This window comes from Nonlabens sp. Hel1_33_55, from assembly GCF_900101765.1.
Classification (GTDB): Bacteria; Bacteroidota; Bacteroidia; order Flavobacteriales; family Flavobacteriaceae; genus Nonlabens.
Genome location: NZ_LT627735.1, coordinates 2,209,276 through 2,230,382, shown reverse-complemented (window position 1 = coordinate 2,230,382; position 21,107 = coordinate 2,209,276). Strand labels below are relative to the sequence as shown.

Genomic DNA, 21,107 nt, shown 5'->3' with positions numbered 1-21,107 from the left:
ATTTTCGGGTTGGTTTGTTGTTTGGTTAATCGTTTAGTCTTTTAATGATCCAACCAACTCTTATGGTAGGTATCATCTGCGATTGCTAGACCTGCTTTAGTCACTTTTAACGGTTTGAAAGTGTCAACCATTACGGCAAGCTCCTCAGTTTCCGTCTGACCTATGCTGCGTTCAACGGCTCCTGGGTGTGGTCCATGTGGTATTCCTGCAGGATGTAAAGAAATATGGCCTTTCTCAATGTCGTTGCGGCTCATAAAATCTCCATCTACATAATATAACACTTCATCACTGTCAATATTACTGTGATTATACGGCGCTGGTATACTGTCCGGATGGTAATCGTATTTTCTGGGAACAAAACTACATACTACAAACGCATCCGTTTCAAAAGTCTGATGTACTGGTGGCGGCTGGTGAATGCGTCCTGTTATGGGTTCAAAATCATGGATTGAAAAAGCATATGGATAATTATATCCATCATATCCTACTACATCAAAAGGATGCGAGGCATAAACCATATTGAAAATCTCATCTTGTTTTTTGATTTTTATCAGAAACTCTCCTTTTTCATCATGGGTTTCCAATTCTTCTGGCCTGCGCAAGTCGCGCTCACAAAACGGAGAATGCTCCAACAATTGCCCGAACCAGTTGCGATAACGCTTAGGCGTGTAAATAGGTCTGCGACTTTCAACAATAAATAACCGATTCACGGCCGTGTCAAAATCAATTTGATAAATCACACCACGAGGTATCAAAAGGTAATCGCCATAGGAAAATTTAAGATTCCCTAAGTGTGTGCGCAACACGCCAGACCCTTGATGAACAAATAGCAGTTCATCACTATCTGCATTTTTGTAGAAGTAATCGCGTAATGATTCCTGTGGTGCAGCGAGTAATATCTGGACATCGCTGTTCATCAAGATACAAGTTCTACTATCCAGATAATCGGGTTGTGGTGGCACTTGAAAGCCTTTTAATCGGTAGGATTTGAGATGGTTTTCCAGTGCGATTTCTGGCTTTACAGAATAACTTCCTTGAATTTCCTTAACCATCGTTGGACGATCCTCGTGATAGGAGTTGGTGTACATTCCATCAAATCCTATGGTTCCAAAAAGCTGCTCATAATATAGCGATCCATCTGGCTTTCTAAAAACCGTGTGGCGCTTGTGCGGTATGGATCCCATTTTGTGATAGAAAGGCATAGAATATTGTTTTACTCGTAAATTTCGGAAATTCCACAGACCATTCCATAGAAATTACTGCTAATAAGATGCAAAATTCTTTGAATTGTTACGATGATTTGAAGTATATCGCTTTCGCGAAAGCGTAACAGCTACAAAATATCAAAAATCAAAACCTAGTCTCACGTAAAATTCTCCATCATCCTGTTGCGGGCTAAAGCTGTATTTGAGCTCCACAGGACCTAAAAAGGTTTCAATACCGTATCCTACCGCAAACCCAGAATATCTGGCGTTACTAAACCAGTCATCCAACTCAAACAGATCATCATCAATACTGGCAAAGTTGGCACTGAAGTTTACATGATTCTTACGGAATATCTCATAATCGACATCAAAGACAGTCCTGATCATCGTATTGCCGCTCAAACTAATAAAATCATAACCGTAAAAAGGTAAAATGTTATTGATGCGTTTTGCGCCATAACCACCTAGTACAAAATCCAGTGAAGAAGTCTGCGGGTTCCCAATGGATACACCTACATGAGCCAGCGCCTGAAGGCTCAACTTTCCAAAGGATCTTGCATGTCCTACCTGCAACTGTGCGATAGAGTATTCATCAAAATTTTCCTGGAAAACATCATTATATAGATAAAGGTGAAAGTCGCCATCCACATACCATCCAGATGATGGGAAGAATGCATTGTCATAGGTATCCAGCAATAACTTTCCGTAAACGCTACCGGTAGTACTGTTTTCAAAATCAGTGCGCGTGGTCAGTGCATCTTCAGTGGTAAGCGTGTTGGTAAAAATATCAAGAGATTTGAGTTCTGCTCCAGCAGTAACATTAAAGCCACGATCCAGCCTGGTTTGTAAATAGAATTGCTGGGTCCAGTCATCATACTCCAGCTCTAAACTATTAATATTTGGCGGAAAAGTGCCACCTATAGCGCGCAGGAAGCTGGTGGGAATCGCTTTTTCAAATTGGGTAAATTCACTGTGCAGTCCTATGGACCAGTAGTTTCCTTTATCGATATAATAATCTGCAGCATACCTCACATTGTCACCTAGAATCACATCAAACGACACCTGATCATTATTGAATAGAATACTCTTACGGCTCAGGTTGACGAGCGCGGCACTACGTAACAATTCATCATAGTGTAGACCAAATCGCAAGTAATTGCGCACTGTAGATTCTTCAACACTAACATCTAGTTGTATACCGTTTTCACCTGGTTTTAATTCATAATTAATTTTAGAGAAATTATTGGTCGCCTGTAAGTTGTTCACTCCATTTTTAATATTCTCATAAGTAGTAAATCCTGGCGTCGTCAGCTTGAATTTGCCTATGATAAAAGATCTACTGTATCGTTCATTTCCCTCAATGGTAATTCCAGATAAATACAATCGATCCTGTGATTGTACTTTAAGCGGCGGTCGCTGATAATCGTCCGTCGCATAATTTACTATGCTATCACTAAATTTTCTGGTGGCGATAGCACCTTCTTCAATAATACCGGCGCCTTGGTCAAATGATATCACGCTATAATCATCAATTTTAGGCGTGATGTAGATATCTGTTTTAGGAGCTTTAATCTTCATATCGTTGATCGTCCTAAAATTATTGATCTGTGTTAGAATCCCAAAAGCGCTATTGAGTTCATCGAGTGATTTTAGATCATCCTGAACATCGACGCCTATGATGATGTCCATGCCTTTGGCTCTTAATTTCTCTACTGGATAATTATCAGTCACGCCGCCATCAATCAATATCATATCGCCTATTTGGACTGGTCCCAGCAATGAAGGAAGAGCACCGCTAGCATTGACTGCTCTGGGCAGGTAACCGGAATCTAGGACCACTTCTTCGCCGTTTGCAATATTTGTTGCAATACAAAAGAAAGGAATAGGCAATTCAGAAAAATCCTCGACGTCATTTACATGTGATAGTAATTGAGACATCAGATTGTAAACATTTTGACCTTTACTGAGCGAGCTGGGCAGACTTACCTTAAAATCCTTAAATGGTAGAGTCACCGCATAGCGCTCATTTTGTTTGCGTTCGTAGTAGGTTTTGGCACTGCGAGGTATCTCGTCTACAATGAGCTGGTTAAAATTGGTCACCTCAAAAATGGAGTCGATTTGATGACCGGTATAACCACTCGCATAAAGCGATCCTATGATCGCACCCATGCTGGTGCCAGCAATGTAATCCACTTTGATTCCCAATGAATCAATGACTTTTAAGGCTCCAATGTGGGCAAGACCTTTTGCGCCACCACCAGATAGCACGACGCCTATTTTTTGTTTTTTGGGAAGTTGGGATTGTTGCGCTTGTAAGTAGTTCGCTTTCGCGAAAGCGAGAACCATCAACACCACCAATATCCTATTCTTCTTCACTATAGAAGTCAATTATTTTTTGTGCCCTGCTGGTGCCTACAATAGATTCCAGCTCTTGTTTAGTCGCTTCCTTAACGCGTTTTACAGATCTAAAGTGCCTCAATAATTCTACCGTGGTTTTTTCACCAATTCCAGGGATTTCATCCAACTCTGTTTCTATGGCCTGCTTACTGCGTTTATTCCTGTGATGATTGATCCCAAAACGGTGCGCCTCATTACGCATTTGTTGTATAACCTTCAAGGTTTCAGAGCGTTTGTCCAGATATAAAGGTACGGGATCGTTGGGATAAAACAGCTCTTCCAGTCGTTTTGCAATACCTATGATAGGAACTTTACCTCTCAATCCCAATCGTTCTAGTGCGGTCACACCGCTGGATAATTGACCTTTACCACCATCCACTATTACCAATTGCGGCAATGGTTCATCTTCTTCCAGCAGTCTGCGGTAGCGCCGATAAACAACCTCTTCCATACTGGCAAAATCATCTGGACCATCAACCGTTTTTATGTTGAAATGGCGGTAATCATTTTTGCTGGGTTTGCCGTTCTTGAAAACCACGCAAGCTGCAACAGGATTGGTTCCCTGTATGTTTGAATTGTCAAAGCATTCCATGTGTCTAGGTTCTTCATCCAGACGCAAATCGGCTTTCATTTGTGCCATTAATCTGTTCACATGGCGGTCTGGATCAACAATCTTAATCGTCTTGAATTGTTCCTGACGGAAGAATTTTGCGTTGCGTTCTGATAATTCAACCACTCGTTTTTTATCGCCCAGTTTGGGTACCGTGACCTTTATCAAATCACCTAAATCCACAGGAAACTGCGCGTAAATTTCGTTGCTCTGGGAATCAAATCGTGTGCGTAATTCTACAATAGCGAGCTCCAGTAATTCTTTATCAGTCTCGTCCAGTTGTTTTTTGAGTTCCATAGTATGTGATCTGGTGATGGAACCATGGTTGATCTGCAGGTAATTAACATAGCCAGCAGCCTCATCACTCACGATGGTAAAAATATCGACATTGGAAATGTTGGGATTTACTACGGTGGATTTTGTCTGGTATCTGGTGAGAATGTCCAATTTATCTTTGATACGCTGGGCATCTTCAAACTCCATTTTTTCTGCATGTTCTTTCATGGAATTGTGAAAATGATTCACGGCATCCTTGAAATCTCCCTTGACTATGTTGCGTATGGCTTCAATATTTCTGTTGTAAGCTGCTTCACTTTGCAGTCCTACACATGGACCTTTGCAGTTGCCTATGTGATATTCAAGGCACAATTTGTACTTGCCAGCCTGAATCTTATCTTCCTGCAAATCGTATTTACAAGTTCTTATCGGGTATAGACTTTTAACCAACTCCATGAGTGTTCGCACTGTCCTTACGCTCGTGTATGGCCCATAATATTCGCTACCATCCTTAATCATTTTTCGAGTTAGAAAAATACGCGGGAATCGCTCATTTTTAATGCATAACCATGGATACGTCTTATCATCCCTAAGCATGATATTGAACTTGGGATTTCTGGATTTTATAAGACTGTTTTCAAGTAAGAGCGCATCTGTTTCCGTTTGCACGACGATGTGTTCGATTCGTGCAATCTTCTTGACCATAGTCCTGATGCGGAAACTATCATGACTTTTGGTAAAATAGGAGGAGACTCTTTTCTTGATCTTTTTGGCCTTTCCTACATAGAGCAATCTGTCGGTTTTATCAAAATAGAGATAGACGCCTGGCGAGAGTGGCAGTGTTTTTATTTGAACCTCTAATGGTGGTACTTCCATAGCAATGTAAAGGTATTGATTAAAGTGGATTGCTTTTTAAAGGATTTCCTAATTCAATGACTGCAAATACGATTGATTCTTCATCTTATGACGTCAGGATTCTTAAAGAAATGTGAGTTGTTGTGCCTTGAAAATCCCTTATCGTATTTTAGAGTAAAATGGAAAAGATGGCAAAGTTTAGCGAAATAGTAAATGATGAAGTACCGGTACTTGTAGACTTTTTTGCAACCTGGTGTGGTCCATGTCAGACCATGATGCCGGTATTGGAACAACTCAAAAAAGAACTGGGCGATGAGGTCAAGATTATCAAAGTTGATGTAGATAAAAACAAACCACTAGCGACACAATTTAATGTACGTGGCGTTCCTGCCTTTTTGATATTTAAGAATGGCAAGCAAGTCTGGCGTGGCGGTGGTGTCCAGCCCATTAGTGATTTGAGACACCAGATTCAAAACGCATAATTATGAATGGTAAAAAGAATGTTTTCGGGAAACCGTTGATGGGTTGTTGTACAGATCCAATGACGGGATTTTATAGAGATGGTTATTGTAGAACCTCAAATGCCGATACTGGCACACACGTGGTTTGCGCTATAATGACTAAAGAATTTTTGGAATATACTAAATCCAAAGGCAACGATCTTTCCACACCCATTCCCGAATATCGATTTCCGGGATTGAAACCTGACGATAAATGGTGTCTGTGTATAAGCCGCTGGCTAGAGGCAGAAAAAGCTGGTGTTGCACCGCTAATTGATCTAGATGCAACGGATGAAAAAGCATTGGAATACACAAATATTCACGTCCTTAAAACCTATGCAGAATGAGCCGCGGATTTGTAAAAGAAGGCGATCAGGAAGAACCAGTAGTTATACCACAAAGAGCGATCCTGCCTGATGGTGTAATTAATTATGTAACACCTCAAGGCTATGAGCAACTATCAAATGAGCTGGAAGAATTGGAAAAGGAATTGGGCGAATTAAGCAATGAAAATGAAACTGATCTGCGCAGATCCCAAACCTTGATTCATGGTAAAATTAAATTACTAAAAGAAAGGATCGCTAGCGTTAGAATCTTGAAACCAGAAGATCAGGCTCAAGACGAAGTTAGATTTGGCGCAACAGTAGTGTTTAAAAATCAAGCGTTAAAATCCAAGCAAACAATCACCATTGTTGGAGTAGATGAAGCAGATGTTTCACAAGGTAAAATAGCATTTAACACACCTATTGCTCGCGCACTGGCAGGAGCTCATAAAAGCGAGGTTGTAGATTTCAAACTAGGGAATGAAGTCAGAAAATTAGAGGTGCTGGAGATCAGTTACCTCCAGTGATTTTTCTTCAAATTAGTAGCGGCGATAATGACATCCATTCTCGAGATCTGACCTATCAATTTACCGTTTTCAATAACTGGAAAGCGACGGTGACCTGATTTTAAGAATCGGCCAGCGGCGTCAAATATATCAGCTTCTGCATCTATGGTAGCGACCTGGCTGCTCATATAATCTTGAACCGTTTTATCGCCTACCGGCATATTGTGGTAACGACTATCGCCTATCACCTGCATCAAATCTGTATCGCTAATGATACCTATAAGGTTGCCAGCTTCATCTGTCACGGGACCACCAGTAATCCTTTGTTTAAGAATGATTTCCATCACTTCATTGATACTCTGGTCTGGAGAAAACGTGATAAGCTTGCGCTTCATATAATCCTTTACACGTATGGATTCCCTTTTATCTTCTTTAACCTCAGACCTGCGGCCCATAAAACTTTTGATACCCATAACGAATTGTTTAAAAACAGAACCAGTAAGTTAAGAAATTTGTAGACATATTGTAAAATAATTACGTTATCTCTTTTTTATTAGGATAGATTTTAAGGAGTTCGCTTTCGCGAAAGCGCAATAACCACACAAATTATCTACAACAATCGGTCTTGATTATAATTTAGAATCATTTTCAATACGTCGCTGCACACCTTATATTTGTAGTAATTGAAACGAGATATGAAGATAGAAAAAAGTGCCGTCCTTAAAGTGTTAGAAACCATAAGCGTACCTGGCGAAGGTCAAAATATGGTAGAGAGTGGTGCGGTGAAAAATGTACTGGTTTTTGGCGATGAGGTCATTGTTGATATTACCATTACCAACCCTGCATTACAGGCAAAAAAGAAAACGGAAAGCTCCATTCAACAAGTTATTAAAGAGAATATTTCTGATAAGGCTCAGGTCAAGGTGAACTTGAAAGTTGAGGCACCAGTAAAGGCCAACAATGCCCCAGAAATTAAAGGAAAACCTATTCCAGGGATTGACAATATTATCGCTATCGCTTCTGGAAAAGGTGGCGTTGGGAAATCTACGGTTACCGCAAATCTAGCTGTGACTCTTGCAAAAATGGGTTTCAAAGTAGGTTTGCTGGATGCAGATATTTATGGCCCATCTGCTACGATTATGTTTGATGTAGTCAATGAGAGACCGTTGTCTGTTAATGTTGATGGCAAGTCAAAAATGAAACCCGTAGAAAGCTATGGTGTAAAAGTTCTTAGCATTGGCTTTTTTACAAAATTGGATCAAGCCGTTGTATGGCGTGGACCGATGGCTAGCAAAGCCTTGAACCAAATGATATTTGATGCAGATTGGGGAAAACTTGACTTCTTGCTAGTAGATCTACCTCCAGGAACTGGAGATATTCACTTGAGCATTATGCAGGCATTGCCATTGACTGGAGCTGTTGTAGTCAGTACACCACAAACCGTTGCACTGGCAGATGCTCGCAAGGGTGTTGCGATGTTCCAGCAGGAAAGCATCAATGTACCTGTGTTGGGAATTATTGAGAACATGGCATATTTCACGCCACCAGAATTACCAGAAAAAAAATACCATATCTTCGGTCAACATGGTGCAAAACACCTTGCGGAAGATCTTGACATACCATTTTTAGGAGAACTTCCTTTGATCCAGAGCATACGTGAAGCTGGCGATGTTGGTAGACCAGCAGCATTACAGGATGGAACTGAGATAGAGAAATCCTTTATCGATATTACCAGAAATGTGGTGACAGAAACCGTGCGACGCAACGACCAAATGCCACCTACTGAGGCTGTCAAAATCACAACAATGGCAGGTTGTAGTCCCGTTAATAAAAAACAATAATGAACGATACCGAATTAAAAGCAGCAGTAGAAGCAGGACTTGAGGAAATCAGACCATTTCTCCAGCGTGATGGTGGTGATATAGAATTGGTTTCCATCGAGAATGGGACTGATGTGAAGGTTCGGTTATTGGGAACTTGTGTAGGTTGTCACGTGAACCAGATGACACTCAAATCTGGAGTGGAATTAACGGTTAAAAAACACGCACCCCAAATCAAAACGGTGGTTGATATATCTAATATGGTAGAAAAAGAAGATTACCGCGATCACATCGACACACAAAATTAGTAGCCTTTTTACTAAGCTAGCTCTTCCAAAATACCAGTAAATAATTTGTATCTGCTTTCAAGTGCTTGTTTACTTACAGTGGTAGCTTCATTCCATTTCTTTTCATCATCGCCACATAAAAGAGCGACCATTTTGTGGGCCATGGGTCCATGCTCATCACCATCCAGCTCGATATGTCGATCAAAATAATATTTGATTTTAGACAAGTCGATGGATACTTCAGATTTTTCTAATCCGCCAATGATTTCTGTAAACATTTCTGGAATCAGGTCCTCACGACCATAGGTGAACGCAGCCGCAATTTCGTGAGACTTACCACGCTGAATGACCTCAAAAGTAGTGGCAAGAAACTGGCTAACGTGAGCAGACAACTGATCAGTTTTTGTAATCGCTAGAACCTTGCCTATGGAAGCCCAACTATTGATTTGCTGTTCTACATCTTTAGTGTCAATTCCAGCGGCTTGCATGGCATCCAGATACATTTCGTAATGGCTCATGCGATCACCATCTGCATCTTGGTCGGTTTCTTCGGCGAGTACTATTTCATTAATCAAGTATCTCAACTGCGTGTTCCCAACCGGTTGCCAAGGTAGTGTTGTACAAGTCAGTTGTTGCTGCAAAGCCTTAAGGAGAGACATAAAATCCCATACAGCATAGACGTGCGATTGCATAAACGCCTGTAAATGCTCTGTATTTTTTATGGACGTATAAAGTGGATGTTGAAGTAACCGCTTTCGCGAAAGCGAGATCGCCTCATTCAATGTCTCTTGCATGATTCTTTTTTGCAAAAATAATCGCTGGTTGCAAGAAAGAGCGATCTAAAATATCGTTTAGGATAGGATTAACTAGAACGTGTAGCCTATTTGAAATGTAGGTAATGGCAATACGAATTCTTGATCGAATTCATTTTTACCATAAAATATTCCAGCTTCAAAATTAAGGTGCCAATGATCACCATAAGTACGTTGCAGTCCATATATGAATCCAGTTAAGTTGGCCTCATTACTATTTAAATTACCAAAATCACTGAAATATTGAGTAGTTTTTATCCCAATGAAATTGCCGCTATTATACTTAATTGATTTCCCTAATTCCAATCTTCTTTTGAAGTTGGTATAGTATCTGGCTTGGAGGTCTATGAATGGAATCACTGTGAAACCGCTTGTTCCACTATTGAATTCTGTTTCTCTACCCAAGTATAGTGGAACACCACCAAGGTTTGCCAAAACTGAAAGATCTTTATAAACGTCTTTCTCAACCTCTATACCTAGCGGTAAAATTTGCAACCGATAAATAGTCTCATCTTGAAAATCAGATCTTGAAAGGTTTTGATCTAGATCTTGTGCAAAGGAAATTGTGGATAGCATTATTGCTATCGCTGGAATAATTATAGATTTCATTGAGAAATTTGTTTGGTTGACAGAATTCTCATCAAACATGATGCCTTTGCTGAAGGATTATCTTGAACTATTCTAGGAAAGTCAAAAAGCTGATTCATTTGAATCAGCTGAGGATCTAGAAATACTAGATTTATTGGCGTTCTAACGTATAAGTTCCTTGTGCCTCATAGCGGTAGTCTGTTTCGGCTTCAATTATTTCAAAAAACAAATCAAACCCGTTGCTGGAGAAGTTATTAATTGTGGTTACCGCACCATCACTTTCGGATAAAATTAAGGAGCTTCCATCAATAGAATAACGACCGCTAATATCCAGGTCAGATGTTTCAACTTCTGTATACATTGTGCCATTCTCAGTATATACTGCAGTGGTTGTAAATGTCCCACTTGAGGAAATACGACCATCCTCTGTAAATGAAATGGTAACATTGTTGAAATCACTACCATCAAGAGTAAATGTTTCAACCGTCGTTTGACCATTAAATGTATCGGTCTCTGAACCACTCGCACTCAAGGCAGTCACATTATATGTGCCTGCTAGGTTTGCCATAGTCAATTCATTGGGATCTGTAGTCCCACCATCATCATCTTCCTCTGTGCACGAGAATATAAATAAGGATAGAATTACTAGACCAAATACTTTCAAATTTTTCATGTAGTGTTTTTAGATTTTCAAATAAACATAAAATCCCTTTAAATAAAGAAAGGGATTTGTGAGTATTAAAAAAATTTAAGGCAAAGTCTTAATTAAAAGCATTCTCACCGGTGATATCCAGACCAGTAATCAATAAATGAATATCGTGCGTTCCTTCATAGGTAATAACACTTTCAAGATTCATGCTGTGGCGCATAATGCTGTACTCACCAGTTATTCCCATGCCGCCTAGAATCTGTCGGGCTTCGCGAGCGATGTTGATCGCAATTTCAACGTTGTTTCTTTTAGCCATGGAGATTTGTGCACTGGTGGCTTTACCTTCTTCACGCAATACACCTAATCGCCATGCGAGCAGTTGTGCTTTGGTGATTTCGGTAATCATCTCGGCTAGTTTTTTTTGTTGTAGCTGGAATCCAGCAATGGGTTTGCCAAATTGCTTTCTTTCCTTAGCATACCGCAACGCCGTATCATAGCAATCCATGGCAGCACCTATCGCGCCCCAAGCAATACCAAAACGAGCGCTGTCCAAACAGCTCAACGGCGCTCCCAATCCAGAGCGACCCGGCAGAATATTAGCCTTGGGAACTTTTACATCCTGAAAAATCAGTTCGCCGGTAGCACTTGCACGCAACGACCATTTGTTATGCGTTTCTGGAGTAGTAAATCCTTCCATGCCACGCTCCACGATCACTCCATGGATACGGTTGTTTTCATCTTTTGCCCAGACCACAGCCACATCACAAAACGGACTGTTCGAGATCCAAAGCTTTGCACCATTTAAAATCACGTGATCGCCAGCATCTTTGAATCGGGTAACCATGCTTCCAGGATCAGAACCGTGATCAGGTTCAGTCAACCCAAAGGATCCCATAAATTCGCCGCTGGCAAGCTTAGGTAAGAACTTGGTTTTCTGCTCCTCGCTACCATATTTCCAGATAGGATACATCACCAATGAGGATTGAACAGATGCCGTGGAACGTACACCGCTATCACCGCGTTCCAGTTCCTGCATGATCAATCCGTAAGAAATCTGATCCAGTCCAGGACCGCCATATTCTTCTGGAATATAAGGGCCAAAAGCGCCTATAGATGCCAGCCCAGGAATAATACTTTTAGGAAATTCGGCTTTTTGCGCTGCCTCTTCAATAATAGGAGACACATCACGCTTTACCCATTCACGTGCCGCATCACGTATCATCTTGTGCTCCTCAGTCAGCAAATCGTCTAACTGATAATAATCCGGTGCTTCAAATAAGTCAGGTTTCATAGGTGTTTTTTTAGCGATGGTCGCAAAGTGCAGACCTCTGTAAATATAAGATTCCTATGCAGCTCCTTAAAACTCCTGCTACATTTTCAGATAGAAATCCTTAGTAAGTTCAATGTACTCCTTAGTGTAGTCGTGACGCGATTTTTCTATTACAAGATGTTCGACTTTACAATCAGCGACAGGGTTATTTGTAGAAGTGGCTGTTGAGATATCGCTTTCGCGAAAGCGGAACTCCATCAAAACTCTTTTTACAGGACTATCTGCAATACCACGTACATAGGTTTTGCGGACTGGTGTTAGCTGAAAGTGATCTGTAATTTTCAAGAACTTTTCTTCACGATTTGAAGGGATGACACAAGCAAAAGTCCCGTCAGTTTCCAGTAATTGATAAACGCCATAGACCAACTCTTCAAATGGTAGCGCATCATCAAAGCGAGCTTGTTGCCGCTTTTCATCCACTAAATCATCATCTCTTTCAAGCCGGCCATCAAAAAATGGTGGGTTTGAAACGATTAAATCATAACGATCTTCAACCTCCTTATAGAATTCCTGAAAGGCAGCATGATAACAGAATAAACGATCACCATAAGGACTATTCTCAAAATTCGCCGTCGCTTGCTCAAAAGCTGCATCATCAATCTCAATGGCGTCAACCTGAGCATTAGAAAATCGCTGTGCCATCATGAGCGCAATCACACCAGTTCCTGTTCCTATGTCAAGTATGGAATAAGGCTTTTCATTTGGATCTGTCCATGCGCCCAGCAATACAGCATCAGTGCCTATTTTTTGTGCACATTGATCTTGAGCGACTTCAAATTGCTTGAATTTAAAGGTGCTCATAATTACGATAGAATTTAGGAAATGTAAAGGTCAATCAATCCCTCAGGTGTATTGACGGTAATGATTTTATTCTCACGATCTACCTTTTCAATAAACTCGTCATTGATGGGAATAAGAACTTCATCGCCATTATGATCAACTTCAAATAAGGCTTGTGAGGTGGTGTCGTTTACACCTGTGATGGTGCCAACGCTTCCATATTCTGTGTCTATGATCTCATAACCTACAACTTCATGAAAGTAGAACTGAGTGCCTTCCAATTTAGGTAGAACAGTCAACGGTAAATACAACTCTCTTTTCATCAAGCTGTCTGCCATAGGCTCATCATCTACATCTTCAAACTTAACGCGCAATAAAAGTGATTTATGAAGCTGACTACGTTCCACAAAAAATGGAACCAAGTTTTTACCGATTTCGATAAAAACTGATTCCATTTCTAGAAAAAGTTCCGGTTCATCTGTGTCTAGTTTGACTAACAGTTCACCCTTGAAACTAAATTTATTGACAATCGTGCCTACGTAGAAACAATCTTCTTTACGCATGGCTCAACGATTTATTCCTCTTCTTTAGAAGCATCAGCATCAGTAGCTGGAGCCTCCTCAGCAGCTGGCTCTTCAACCGCTTCTGGTTCTGGAGCATTTGCAGCGATACGAGCCTCGTTAACAGCTTTTTCTGCAGCAAGCGCTTCAGCAGCTTTCTTTTCTTCTTCTTTAGAAAGACCAGATGCTTTTGCAGCAATCTTTCCTTCTTTCTCTTCCATCCATGCGTTGAATTTCTCTTCCATCTGCTCTTCAGTGAAAGCACCTTTCTTCACACCACCTTTAAGGTGTTTCTTCATCATTACTCCTTTGTACCCTAGGATAGCACGAGCAGTGTCTGTAGGTTGAGCACCATTTTCCAACCACTGTACAGCGCCATCAACATCTAGGTTGATAGTTGCAGGGTTAGTATTAGGGTTGTACGTTCCTAATTTGTCAAGATATTTACCATCTCTTTTTGAACGTGAATCTGCAGCGACGATCCAGTAAAAAGGTTTTCCTTTCTTACCGTGTCTTTGAAGTCTGATTTTTACAGGCATAACATTAAATTTGTGGGTTCCCGACCCTGATTATTAATTTGAGGTTGCAAAAATACTATTATTTTAATTATCAGCAACGAGGCGTACTATTTTATTTACTTTTGAGTTATTACCTTGAACAACACGTGGAGAGCTATGAGAAAAACGTACCTATTATTGATGATGGCTTTGGGTCTATTTATTTCCTGTGAGGAAAATCTGGATAGGGACAATGTCCCAGCATTGCAGGCATCACGCAATGGAGAGTTTTTTGGAAGTGATCAAGTGAGCGTTACCAACAATACGGATGGTACGGTAACGATAGCAGGTGAGAATCCGCTAGAGAAGTTGCGATTTGTGCTCACATCTTCCAATCCTGGTATTTATGAATTAGGTCAAGGATCACCTAACGAAGCTGTTTATACATTCAATAACCAACAGCAATTCAGCACTAGAACAGGTGATAGTAATGGAACCGTAGTATTGTCTGCAAACACACCTGAAGGAACCGTTACTGGAGATTTTAGTTTTGTGAGTTACACTCCTAATGCTCAGGATACATTGACGATGCGCAAAGGAGTTATTTATCAAGTCCCTTTTGGTACTGAGGTAGGTTCTGATTTTGTCAATACGGTACGCGCGATGATTAATGGTACGGCACTAAATCCAACAACCGTTACTACTAACGCTGGATCTGATGTTGTGATCATAAATGCTAACAATTCCAATACTACGTTATTGTTGAGTTTCCCTCAAGATGTTGCCGTTGGAAGTTATGATATTACGCCTACTGGTAATTATCGCGCAAGTATCAGCAATAATGGAACTACAGCAGATGCTATTACTGGCACTATGGATATTACAATTGTAAATGCGGCTAGAGGTCAGTACAGTGGTATTTTTAGTTTTGAGACGGGACCACCATCTAACATTACCGTCACCCAAGGTTCGTTCACCGTAACGCTATAGTTTCAAAAAGATCCACTTCCCTCGATAATCAATAATAGCGTTGCTGGCGATTAGGAAATCTGCGCCTAATAATCCTTGAATAGAGCGCATGTTTTCTGCCTTTAGGGCACTATTGACAAAGCTCATATCCATAGAAAGCACGGTGATATCCTCATCATTCCATTCACCCAACTCCAACGTATTTTTGTGAGATATTCTTGGCCGCAAAGAACCGCTGGCAGTTCCTATTTGCTTATCCATAAACTCTGTGGTAAGTTGGAACTCCTTATAGAGTTCTTGATCCACACAGGTTGCGCTGGCGCCAGTATCGATGATAAATCTCCCAGAATATCCATTCAACAAAACTTTGGTAACAATGTGGCCACTTTTTTTTGACAAGCGCAAGCGATGCGCAATGTAACCTTGTTCCAAAAGTATTTTCTTGATTGATGCCATGTAGATATTTAAGGGTTCAAAGATAAGTTTGCTTTGTTTTGCTTTCGCGAAAGCGAAATGAAAAAGAAGTTTAAACTCATTTATATACCACGGAAACAAAACCACAATCATTTTAATAATGAGCTTGCTACCTTTGCCTCATGATTTTGACAGATACACATACTCATTTATATAGCGACCAATTTGATGAAGATCGCACGGCAATGGTCCAGCGAGCGATGGATGCTGGTGTGAAGCGGTTTTTCCTGCCCGCGATTGATTCTGAAACTACGGATGCCATGGTGCAACTGCAGCGTGAATTTCCAGATCATATTCATTTGATGGCAGGACTGCATCCTACTCATGTCAAGGAAAATTATCGAGAAGAATTAGATCATGTAGCCCAGCTTTTGGAAAATGGAAACTATGTCGCTATAGGTGAGATAGGAGTAGACCTTTATTGGGATAAGTCTACTAAAGAGATCCAGATGCAGGCATTTCATGAGCAGATTGAATGGGCACTGGAGCGTGATTTGCCTATTGTAATTCACTGCAGAGATGCTTTTGACGAGGTTTTTGAGGTTTTGGAACGATTTGACGGTCAAGGTCTAAAAGGAATATTCCATTGCTTTACAGGAACTTTAGAACAGGCGCAACGCGCCATTAAATGCGGAATGAAACTTGGAATAGGCGGAGTCGTTACCTTCAAAAATGGTAAGATTGATCAATTCCTGCATGAAATTGACCTAAAACATATTGTTCTTGAAACAGATGCGCCTTACTTATCGCCCACGCCATATCGCGGCAAACGTAATGAGAGTGCCTATTTGAAATTGGTAGCCGAAAAGGTGGCCACTATATATGACAAGACCCTAGCTGAAATAGCAGAGGTCACAACGTCAAATTCGTGTGAAGTGTTCGGTGTCTAGTGGAGAAGATGCTTATTTTTGAAATACTAGAATTCTGAGATTTGGCGATTTACGACGACATACGATTTTTCAATGATGAAGAGGTTTCCATTGCGCTGCAAAGTGCAGTGCGTCATCCTATGATAAAAACTCTTTTCAAATATACTTTTCCAGATAAGTCTGAAGAGGAGATTAAGGAAATAGTGCTGTCCTGTAATTCTATCAATGACTTCCAGCGTGATGTAATATCAGTTACTGTGGAGCGTATACTGGATGAAACGAGTGCTGGTTTAACCACGTCAGGATTTGAAGATCTTGACAGTGCGCAGACCTATTTATACATCTCAAACCATCGAGATATTGTCCTGGATACCTGCTTGATCAATTTGACCTTATTCAAACATGATCTGATTCGAACCGCTAGTGCGATAGGTGATAATCTGGTGCAGCGACCGTTTGTAAATGCATTAAGTAAATTGACCCGCAATTTTATTGTGAAGCGCGGTGGCACACCACGGGAAACCTTAATGAGTAGTAAAACCTTGAGCGAGTACATAGAATACCTACTCAAAGAACAAGATCGAAGCGTATGGATTGCCCAGCGTCAGGGACGTACTAAAGATGGAAATGATGTGACGGAACAAGGCGTTCTCAAAATGATCGCGCTTGCCGCTGGGAAAAGATCTGTTGGTGAATATTTGAACTCACTCAAAATCGTACCCGTTTCCATATCTTACGAATACGACCCTACGGATATACTTAAAGTTCCAGAGCTTCTTGCCAAAAAAGCGCAAACAGAATACATCAAATCTGAGAACGAAGACTTCAATAGCATTTTGAAAGGAGCTTTGGGACAGAAAAAACACATCCATATCACCGCTTCCAAGCCATTGTCACTTGATGAATGCAGTGATGAAGCAACTAATCACGTGCTTCAACAATTGGTTACACAGCTAAATGCTATTATCCAGCGCAATTATAAGTTGTGGCCTACCAATTACATTGCCTACGACCTTTTGCATGAGACTAGAGAATATGAGAAGTTCTACAGTAAAAAAGATCAGGCACAGTTTGAGCGTAGATTACGCCTGCGTGTGGATATCAAAGATCCTGAAGCGTTAAAGAGTTTCCTGAGTATGTATGCCAGACCGGTCATCAATAAGGAACAACTCGAGCTTGCTTATGAAGCCTAAAATACTTCTTATTTATACTGGTGGTACCATTGGGATGATCAAAGACCCAGCCACCAAAGCGCTTAAGGCTTTCAACTTCAAGGAACTATTACTACATATTCCAGAGCTACGTCACCTAGAGTGTGAGATTACAACGCTATCCTACGATAGTCCCATAGATTCATCAAATATGAATTTATCCCACTGGCAGGAAATGGGTAGTACGATCAATGAGAATTACGACAACTATGATGGCTTTGTAATCCTACACGGTAGTGATACCATGGCCTATACCGGTAGTGCTCTTAGTTTTATGTTTGAACATCTTACTAAACCCATTATCTTGACCGGCTCGCAATTACCCATCGGTGATTTACGTACAGATGCTAAGGAGAATCTTATTACCACAATAGAACTGGCCGCTCAAAGGAATGCTGGTAGACCTATTATTCAAGAAGTTTGTATCTATTTTGAATACCAGTTGTATCGCGCTAACCGTACGGTTAAGGTAAGTGCAGATCGCTTTGAGGCTTTCACTTCGCCTAATTATCCGCCTCTAGCGGTGAGTGGAGTGCACTTGAAAATCGAACAGAATCTGTTGTGGCACCATGATTATGATGAGTTTGCCGCGGTGATGGATGATAAGCACGCTTTCGCGAAAGCGAAAAAATCGAATCAAATTGCAACGATCCAGCGTATGAACTACCGGCCAGATTTTGTCAAGGAAGTGGTGGTTCTCAAACTGTTTCCTGCCATAACAAAGGAAGTTGTGGAGGCCATTTGCTCTATCCAAGGTTTGCGTGGTATCGTATTAGAAACCTATGGTAGCGGGAATGCACCTAGCGAGTCATGGTTTATAGAAATTTTGAAAAAGACTCTTGATCGCGGCGTTTACATCGTTAATGTTACCCAATGTCGTGGTGGTGCTGTAGATATGGGTAAATATGAAACCAGTATCCAACTTAAGTCTATTGGAATGGTGTCTGGCAAGGATATTACCACAGAATCTGCGCTGGCCAAAATGATGTATCTGCTCAACTATACTAATACCCTGGAAGATTTCAAATACTATTTTGAGAAATCATTGCGAGGCGAATTATCGATATAAAAGCTTCTTGCAAGAAGCGACATAAAGTCGTAATCTTGCAATCCTAAATTAGTGAGGTGGCCGAGCGGTCGAAGGCGCACGCCTGGAAAGCGTGTAAACGGCAACGTTTCGAGGGTTCGAATCCCTTCCTCACTGCAAAAGAAATTCCCGCAACGAGAGTTGCGGGAATTTTTGTTTCTTTATCGTTGATTAGGCAGAATTGTAGGGCCTAAAAATAAAAATTCACTCAAGCACAGCATAAGGGGATTTCCATGCTCGCGCTGGATTCTAATTCGGGATCAAAGCATTTATTCCGTTTCCACTGTTTAAAGCACGAACCCTATGCAAACAGTGCAAAGGATTTTCTTTTTGGTATAAAAGGAGATAGTTTTATGGCACTACAATACACAAGTTGTCTGGAAGTATAGAAGCTTTCACTTCGCTTTGTTGATCACAATATTCACCGTCAATTTGAAAGCTAACGGGTCGATCTGCTTTGACGATCACTTCTTGGGTTTTGATAATTTCGACAAATTCGGAATCTAGTGGTATGCTACCCATTAATGTTTTTACTACATCAATAGCGTTTAGATTTTTGAAGATAATTACTTCAAAATACCCATCGTTCATTTCACCATCGGGATTTACCGTAACGCCTGTGCCAAACTTTTTACTGTTAGCAAAAGCTACCATCACAGCTTCAATCTCTTGCGTTTTCTCTGTGGTTGTAATATTAAATTTACATGGTGTGTCGCTCTTCCATAAGGTAGGAATCACTTTGATCGCATATCCCAAATGACCTCGAATAGTGCCACCATCATATTCTCTTATCAATTCTGCATTGAGTCCTATATCGCTGATGTGCAGGCCTAGTTCACCATTAATAAATAGAGTATCGATCAACATAGAATTAGTTCCAATTGCTACTTCAATAGCTTCACTTTCTTTCATTGGAATTTCTAAATCTGTGGCAAGACCATTAGCAGATCCTGCTGGTAAAACAGCTATAGGGATTTTGTTGGAAACGATCCCTGCTACTAACTTTATCGTACCATCACCACCCATAACTAGAATACGATCTGGCTCGAACTCATCTATAGAATCTTTGATAGACTGTTCGTCATTCTCACCAGTGGTAAAGTAGGTTTTAAGCTGATAATTATCATTTGCAGCTTTCTTTACTTGATCGACATATGGATCTTTATTGGTACCGCCAGCGATAGGGTTGACAACCATTAATAATTTATCGTTAGAGGAAAGAGTGTTCATTTGAAGAGTACTTATATTTAAAATTAGATATTATAAACCATCCAGAATGAAATTAAAGCTTAAAGTATATAGAGGTTTTGCGAGTGATCATCGTCTATATATAAGTGGGCATGTCTTTAAAAAAACAGATCCTTCGAATTTTAATCTTGAGAATAGCTGGTTAAGGTATGCCTACTATATGTGGCGCACATTTAGTATCAAAACACTGCCTGGTGTTGCCGTAAATTTAAAGTTTAGGGACTTGCAAGAAACCGTAGTGACTGATGAAAATGGGTTTTTCAAATTTGAATTGGAACATGAGCTGCAAATTGAATCAGGATGGCATGAGTTGACGTGCACCGTTGTGAAGGATTCTGATCAAGTAATGGAGAAAGGATCGCTATTAAAAGCGGCATCAGGCTATGGTATCATATCAGACATTGATGATACTTTTTTAGTCTCACATTCTTCTAGCATCTTAAAAAAAATCTACATCCTGCTTACCAGAAACATCAATAAACGCAAAATCTTTCATGATGTCGTCCAGCATTATAGAGAGCTAGCACATGTAGATCGACCTGAGTTACAACCCGCGCTGTTTTTCTATGTTTCCAGTAGTGAATGGAACCTTTATAATTTCATTGAAAAATTCACCATTCTACACCAGTTTCCCAAAGCCGTTTTTTTTCTCAAATCAATAAAGAGTGGCGTGTTTGACCTGCTCGCATCTGGTGGAGGCAATCATGATCATAAGCTTCATAGAATTCAAGAAATATTGGAATTTTATCCTGATCGATTTTTTGTATTGCTGGGAGATGATACACAGCAGGATCCTTTTATTTATAGAGATATTACAAAACAATTTCCCAATCGGATTCTAGCAGTATATCTACGTCAAGTTGGAGGCTCTCCTAAAAGTAATGTAGAATCCTTGTTGAGCGAGATTACATCTAAGGGCGTGCCAAATTGCTATTTTGAAAATAGCGCAACAGCTAGAGAGCATTCAAAAGTCCACATGGAAAATTATGGATAATCTATAACATGTTTTCTAATTGATTTTACACTATTCAATCTCATCTCTAGGTCTATTGGATTAACATCAGAATTGAAATAGGGTCGCTTTAGATAGTTGTGAGAAATCAAAATTGAGTTCACTTCTGTCATAAATAGTGATATCATATTTTTTAAATCACCTTTACTTTTAATGTAATGGGATTGTATGGAGTACGCTTTCGCGAAAGCGAAACAGTTTCAAACCTAATAAACAAAATTACAGCTAGGCTCATTACGGAT

General features: G+C 40.4%; 23 protein-coding genes and 1 tRNA gene. 11 read left to right on the top strand and 13 right to left on the bottom strand.

Going from position 1 to position 21,107, the window contains the following annotated elements:
- Positions 1-41: 41 nt before the first annotated feature.
- From BLO34_RS09955 to uvrC, 3 genes are all read right to left on the bottom strand, one after another.
- Entirely contained in the window at positions 42-1,202 is a 1,161-nt protein-coding gene (locus tag BLO34_RS09955; RefSeq protein WP_090754940.1) for a homogentisate 1,2-dioxygenase, read from the bottom strand.
- Between the two features lie 141 nt (positions 1,203-1,343).
- Entirely contained in the window at positions 1,344-3,581 is a 2,238-nt protein-coding gene (locus BLO34_RS09950; protein ID WP_231959458.1) for a patatin-like phospholipase family protein, read from the bottom strand.
- Entirely contained in the window at positions 3,568-5,364 is a 1,797-nt protein-coding gene (gene uvrC / locus BLO34_RS09945; protein ID WP_090754938.1) for an excinuclease ABC subunit UvrC, read from the bottom strand. Before uvrC ends, BLO34_RS09950 begins: the two co-directional genes overlap by 14 nt.
- A gap of 167 nt (positions 5,365-5,531) precedes the next feature.
- Between uvrC and trxA the strand changes: the two genes are divergently transcribed.
- The 3 genes from trxA to BLO34_RS09930 are packed head-to-tail and all read left to right on the top strand — an operon-like array spanning position 5,532 to position 6,693.
- Positions 5,532-5,825 carry a thioredoxin gene (trxA, locus tag BLO34_RS09940; RefSeq protein WP_090756591.1) on the top strand — a complete coding sequence of 98 codons (294 nt, stop codon included), beginning with the start codon at positions 5,532-5,534 and terminating at the stop codon, positions 5,823-5,825.
- Between the two features lie 2 nt (positions 5,826-5,827).
- Complete coding sequence (locus BLO34_RS09935) at positions 5,828-6,190, top strand: DUF2237 family protein (protein ID WP_090754937.1); 363 nt, start codon at positions 5,828-5,830, stop codon at positions 6,188-6,190.
- A complete protein-coding gene (locus tag BLO34_RS09930) occupies positions 6,187-6,693 on the top strand; it encodes a GreA/GreB family elongation factor (protein WP_090754934.1) in 507 nt (168 codons plus the stop codon). The genes BLO34_RS09935 and BLO34_RS09930 overlap by 4 nt, the downstream gene beginning before the upstream one ends.
- On the opposite strand, the gene BLO34_RS09925 is transcribed toward BLO34_RS09930, so the two are convergent.
- Positions 6,681-7,145 (bottom strand): CBS domain-containing protein, encoded by a 465-nt coding sequence (locus BLO34_RS09925; RefSeq protein WP_090754933.1) that lies wholly within the window; start codon positions 7,143-7,145, stop codon positions 6,681-6,683. The two genes, BLO34_RS09930 and BLO34_RS09925, sit on opposite strands and share 13 nt — an antisense overlap.
- 222 nt (positions 7,146-7,367) lie before the next feature.
- Here BLO34_RS09925 and BLO34_RS09920 point away from each other — a divergent pair, with 222 nt between their 5' ends.
- Both BLO34_RS09920 and BLO34_RS09915 read left to right on the top strand, forming a co-directional pair.
- The gene (locus tag BLO34_RS09920; protein WP_090754931.1) at positions 7,368-8,513 is read left to right on the top strand and encodes an Mrp/NBP35 family ATP-binding protein; all 1,146 of its coding nucleotides are present in this window, start codon (positions 7,368-7,370) and stop codon (positions 8,511-8,513) included.
- Positions 8,513-8,800 carry a NifU family protein gene (locus BLO34_RS09915; RefSeq protein ID WP_090754930.1) on the top strand — a complete coding sequence of 96 codons (288 nt, stop codon included), beginning with the start codon at positions 8,513-8,515 and terminating at the stop codon, positions 8,798-8,800. The genes BLO34_RS09920 and BLO34_RS09915 overlap by 1 nt, the downstream gene beginning before the upstream one ends.
- Before the next feature lie 11 nt (positions 8,801-8,811).
- On the opposite strand, the gene BLO34_RS09910 is transcribed toward BLO34_RS09915, so the two are convergent.
- The 7 genes from BLO34_RS09910 to BLO34_RS09880 all read right to left on the bottom strand — a co-directional run bounded on the left by BLO34_RS09910 (position 8,812) and on the right by BLO34_RS09880 (position 14,037).
- The gene (locus BLO34_RS09910; protein ID WP_410503930.1) at positions 8,812-9,576 is read right to left on the bottom strand and encodes a DUF3050 domain-containing protein; all 765 of its coding nucleotides are present in this window, start codon (positions 9,574-9,576) and stop codon (positions 8,812-8,814) included.
- Positions 9,577-9,645: 69 nt separating this feature from the next.
- The gene (locus tag BLO34_RS09905; protein WP_090754927.1) at positions 9,646-10,200 is read right to left on the bottom strand and encodes a hypothetical protein; all 555 of its coding nucleotides are present in this window, start codon (positions 10,198-10,200) and stop codon (positions 9,646-9,648) included.
- Between the two features lie 130 nt (positions 10,201-10,330).
- The gene (locus BLO34_RS09900) at positions 10,331-10,852 is read right to left on the bottom strand and encodes a hypothetical protein (protein WP_090754925.1); all 522 of its coding nucleotides are present in this window, start codon (positions 10,850-10,852) and stop codon (positions 10,331-10,333) included.
- 88 nt (positions 10,853-10,940) lie between these two features.
- Positions 10,941-12,119 (bottom strand): acyl-CoA dehydrogenase family protein, encoded by a 1,179-nt coding sequence (locus BLO34_RS09895; RefSeq protein ID WP_090754923.1) that lies wholly within the window; start codon positions 12,117-12,119, stop codon positions 10,941-10,943.
- Positions 12,120-12,197: 78 nt separating this feature from the next.
- On the bottom strand, positions 12,198-12,959 hold the full coding sequence (locus tag BLO34_RS09890) for a tRNA1(Val) (adenine(37)-N6)-methyltransferase (RefSeq protein WP_090754921.1): 762 nt from the start codon (positions 12,957-12,959) through the stop codon (positions 12,198-12,200).
- Between the two features lie 14 nt (positions 12,960-12,973).
- Entirely contained in the window at positions 12,974-13,501 is a 528-nt protein-coding gene (rimM, locus tag BLO34_RS09885; protein ID WP_090754919.1) for a ribosome maturation factor RimM, read from the bottom strand.
- A gap of 11 nt (positions 13,502-13,512) precedes the next feature.
- On the bottom strand, positions 13,513-14,037 hold the full coding sequence (locus BLO34_RS09880) for a 30S ribosomal protein S16 (protein ID WP_090754917.1): 525 nt from the start codon (positions 14,035-14,037) through the stop codon (positions 13,513-13,515).
- Between the two features lie 135 nt (positions 14,038-14,172).
- Between BLO34_RS09880 and BLO34_RS09875 the strand changes: the two genes are divergently transcribed.
- Entirely contained in the window at positions 14,173-14,985 is an 813-nt protein-coding gene (locus BLO34_RS09875; protein ID WP_090754916.1) for a DUF6252 family protein, read from the top strand.
- On the opposite strand, the gene BLO34_RS09870 is transcribed toward BLO34_RS09875, so the two are convergent.
- Positions 14,980-15,420: a retropepsin-like aspartic protease gene (locus BLO34_RS09870; RefSeq protein ID WP_090754913.1), complete on the bottom strand. Its 441-nt coding sequence runs from the start codon at positions 15,418-15,420 to the stop codon at positions 14,980-14,982. The genes BLO34_RS09875 and BLO34_RS09870 overlap by 6 nt on opposite strands.
- Before the next feature lie 140 nt (positions 15,421-15,560).
- Here BLO34_RS09870 and BLO34_RS09865 point away from each other — a divergent pair, with 140 nt between their 5' ends.
- The 4 genes from BLO34_RS09865 (at position 15,561) to BLO34_RS09850 (ending at position 18,722) form a co-directional block, all read left to right on the top strand.
- The gene (locus BLO34_RS09865) at positions 15,561-16,328 is read left to right on the top strand and encodes a TatD family hydrolase (RefSeq protein WP_090754911.1); all 768 of its coding nucleotides are present in this window, start codon (positions 15,561-15,563) and stop codon (positions 16,326-16,328) included.
- Positions 16,329-16,369: 41 nt separating this feature from the next.
- Positions 16,370-17,500: a 1-acyl-sn-glycerol-3-phosphate acyltransferase gene (locus BLO34_RS09860; RefSeq protein ID WP_090754909.1), complete on the top strand. Its 1,131-nt coding sequence runs from the start codon at positions 16,370-16,372 to the stop codon at positions 17,498-17,500.
- Positions 17,484-18,587, top strand: a complete 1,104-nt coding sequence (locus BLO34_RS09855; protein WP_172823968.1) for an asparaginase — start codon at positions 17,484-17,486, stop codon at positions 18,585-18,587. Before BLO34_RS09860 ends, BLO34_RS09855 begins: the two co-directional genes overlap by 17 nt.
- A gap of 50 nt (positions 18,588-18,637) precedes the next feature.
- Positions 18,638-18,722, top strand: a tRNA-Ser gene (locus tag BLO34_RS09850).
- 234 nt (positions 18,723-18,956) lie between these two features.
- Here BLO34_RS09850 and BLO34_RS09845 read toward each other — a convergent pair.
- Positions 18,957-19,835: a diacylglycerol/lipid kinase family protein gene (locus tag BLO34_RS09845; protein ID WP_090754905.1), complete on the bottom strand. Its 879-nt coding sequence runs from the start codon at positions 19,833-19,835 to the stop codon at positions 18,957-18,959.
- 46 nt (positions 19,836-19,881) lie between these two features.
- Between BLO34_RS09845 and BLO34_RS09840 the strand changes: the two genes are divergently transcribed.
- Entirely contained in the window at positions 19,882-20,847 is a 966-nt protein-coding gene (locus tag BLO34_RS09840; RefSeq protein ID WP_090754903.1) for an App1 family protein, read from the top strand.
- Positions 20,848-21,107: the final 260 nt, after the last annotated feature.

Bases quoted from the DNA above. Each gene is read 5' to 3' on its own strand.
- trxA (WP_090756591.1), top strand. From the start codon at position 5,532: ATGGCAAAGTTTAGCGAAATAGTAAATGATGAAGTACCGGTACTTGTA.
- BLO34_RS09905 (WP_090754927.1), bottom strand. From the start codon at position 10,200: ATGAAATCTATAATTATTCCAGCGATAGCAATAATGCTATCCACAATT.
- BLO34_RS09915 (WP_090754930.1), top strand. From the start codon at position 8,513: ATGAACGATACCGAATTAAAAGCAGCAGTAGAAGCAGGACTTGAGGAA.
- BLO34_RS09920 (WP_090754931.1), top strand. From the start codon at position 7,368: ATGAAGATAGAAAAAAGTGCCGTCCTTAAAGTGTTAGAAACCATAAGC.
- BLO34_RS09925 (WP_090754933.1), bottom strand. From the start codon at position 7,145: ATGGGTATCAAAAGTTTTATGGGCCGCAGGTCTGAGGTTAAAGAAGAT.
- BLO34_RS09840 (WP_090754903.1), top strand. From the start codon at position 19,882: ATGAAATTAAAGCTTAAAGTATATAGAGGTTTTGCGAGTGATCATCGT.
- BLO34_RS09875 (WP_090754916.1), top strand. From the start codon at position 14,173: ATGAGAAAAACGTACCTATTATTGATGATGGCTTTGGGTCTATTTATT.
- BLO34_RS09845 (WP_090754905.1), bottom strand. From the start codon at position 19,835: ATGAACACTCTTTCCTCTAACGATAAATTATTAATGGTTGTCAACCCT.
- BLO34_RS09865 (WP_090754911.1), top strand. From the start codon at position 15,561: ATGATTTTGACAGATACACATACTCATTTATATAGCGACCAATTTGAT.
- BLO34_RS09900 (WP_090754925.1), bottom strand. From the start codon at position 10,852: ATGAAAAATTTGAAAGTATTTGGTCTAGTAATTCTATCCTTATTTATA.
- BLO34_RS09935 (WP_090754937.1), top strand. From the start codon at position 5,828: ATGAATGGTAAAAAGAATGTTTTCGGGAAACCGTTGATGGGTTGTTGT.
- BLO34_RS09930 (WP_090754934.1), top strand. From the start codon at position 6,187: ATGAGCCGCGGATTTGTAAAAGAAGGCGATCAGGAAGAACCAGTAGTT.
- uvrC (WP_090754938.1), bottom strand. From the start codon at position 5,364: ATGGAAGTACCACCATTAGAGGTTCAAATAAAAACACTGCCACTCTCG.
- rimM (WP_090754919.1), bottom strand. From the start codon at position 13,501: ATGCGTAAAGAAGATTGTTTCTACGTAGGCACGATTGTCAATAAATTT.
- BLO34_RS09955 (WP_090754940.1), bottom strand. From the start codon at position 1,202: ATGCCTTTCTATCACAAAATGGGATCCATACCGCACAAGCGCCACACG.
- BLO34_RS09880 (WP_090754917.1), bottom strand. From the start codon at position 14,037: ATGCCTGTAAAAATCAGACTTCAAAGACACGGTAAGAAAGGAAAACCT.
- BLO34_RS09890 (WP_090754921.1), bottom strand. From the start codon at position 12,959: ATGAGCACCTTTAAATTCAAGCAATTTGAAGTCGCTCAAGATCAATGT.
- BLO34_RS09895 (WP_090754923.1), bottom strand. From the start codon at position 12,119: ATGAAACCTGACTTATTTGAAGCACCGGATTATTATCAGTTAGACGAT.
- BLO34_RS09870 (WP_090754913.1), bottom strand. From the start codon at position 15,420: ATGGCATCAATCAAGAAAATACTTTTGGAACAAGGTTACATTGCGCAT.